We start from the raw sequence: 1,574 nt of genomic DNA, 5'->3' as shown, positions 1-1,574 counted from the left end.
TCGTACCAATCCTTGACCCCACGCGGTTTGTCCAAACGAAGCTTACCAGCAACAATTTTGGCTCGATCAGTCTTAAAGCTGTTTTTTGAACGCTTCTTCGACTTAAACCGCGGCTGAGCGTGGTTAGGCATCTGGAGGTTGAAATAGTTCTGCCACCCCTTAGCCAAATCATTGACCGCTAGTTGGAGCACACGCGCCGATTGGTCAAACTGCCAATCCTGTTTGTTATTGACCAGTTCGTTACGCACCTTGCGTTCATTTGGTCGTAGCGATTTATCCGCCATCAATACGGATTCGTCGTACATCTCATTCCAAATCTCAAGCGCTTGGTTGTAGCAGTAACGTCGATAGTTGAACAGTTGCGTTAAGACTAGGCACATCGCTGTGTTGGGATACATTTTAATTTTATGTGTCTTAATCATTCAATTCACCGTTTCTTGTTGAAAGACAGGACTACTTCAGTTCTTTGTCATTTTCGACTTTGCTTTCGTATTTACGCAAACCGCGAATACGGCAACTGAAATCGTGAATAATACCGATTAAGTCTTGTGTCATTTCTTCTTGAGGCGATAAATCTGGGTTGTTTAGCACCACAATTTGGGTGTTGAACTTATTGGCTAATTGTTCAAACCAGTCGTAACCGAAACGGACAAAGCGATCCTTATAAGTGATATACACGGTATCGACGTTGTTTGCCATAATTTGATCTAGCAATTCGTTCCAATGTTTACGCTTATAATTCAACCCGCTACCAACATCCGTAATCACGTCATCCAGGATTACGCCCTTACCATTGGCATACTGGCGTAAAAAATCAACTTGATTCTTCAAGTCATCTTTCTGCCTGGCATTCGATACGCGTGCGTAGGCCACTACTTTGTGGCCATGTTTCGTAGTTTCGCCAATGTAGGTGCGGTACTGTTCTTCGGTATAGTAGCGCCTGTTTTTAGGATTACGAAAAGCTGGCAAGGTGCCATCTTTATCCCATTTCTGCAAGGTCTTGACCGTCACACCAATGCGTGCGGCCATTTCGTTTGGTTTGAGCATGAGGATACCTCCCACAGAATTATTGTACCCTCATTATACCTTATTATTACACTTTATTCTATATTTACAATTGCAGTCTCAGTCCTCCCGTTCTAATTCAGGTCGCTGCTCAGCGCAGCTACCATTACCTGACTCATCAGGTAAATTTTAACACCTTATAGGCCAGGTTACAGGTCTTGTTCAATATTTATCAAAGGTGTTATACTCGCGGGGAGGCGTTATTAAATGGTTAGGTATGCGAAACTAATGGGTTGGCTGATGCTCTTTCTGAATTTAGTGCTGTTATTTTTAGTAAGTACGATGCACACAATGGCGGCAATGTGGCTAATGGCCCTCATCATGACAACTGATTCAGTTTGCGCCCTAGTGCACAGTTACAGCCGCCACAGCTAGCGGTAAATAATCACTTTCACTGTCCGGCAGCGTAAGTCAGTGGCGAAGTTCTGGGCATGTAGTGGTCTAGGGGCCGCGACTGGGCGGGGCCGGTGCGCGTTCCGTGCGGCTGGGATTTTCCGTGCGGCCGGTTG

Annotated in this window: 2 protein-coding genes; both read right to left on the bottom strand. The window is 45.2% G+C overall.

Annotated elements, in window-relative coordinates; translation table 11 throughout:
* Nucleotides 1–422, bottom strand: a 422-nt coding sequence (locus tag EKN00_RS10770; RefSeq protein WP_164848123.1) for a helix-turn-helix domain-containing protein, incomplete at its 3' end; no start/stop codon positions are given.
* 31 nt (nt 423–453) lie between these two features.
* The gene (locus EKN00_RS10765; protein WP_421825898.1) at nt 454–1,047 is read right to left on the bottom strand and encodes an IS607 family transposase; all 594 of its coding nucleotides are present in this window, start codon (nt 1,045–1,047) and stop codon (nt 454–456) included.
* Between the last annotated feature and the right edge of the window lie 527 nt (nt 1,048–1,574).

Source organism: Lacticaseibacillus hulanensis, from assembly GCF_004010095.1.
GTDB lineage: Bacteria > Bacillota > Bacilli > Lactobacillales > Lactobacillaceae > Lacticaseibacillus > Lacticaseibacillus hulanensis.
The sequence above is the reverse complement of the archived record's forward strand: the minus strand, read 5'-3'. Positions and strand labels throughout refer to the sequence as shown.

Coding starts and splice junctions, on each gene's coding strand:
- EKN00_RS10765 (WP_421825898.1), bottom strand. CDS start 1,047: ATGCTCAAACCAAACGAAATGGCCGCACGCATTGGTGTGACGGTCAAG.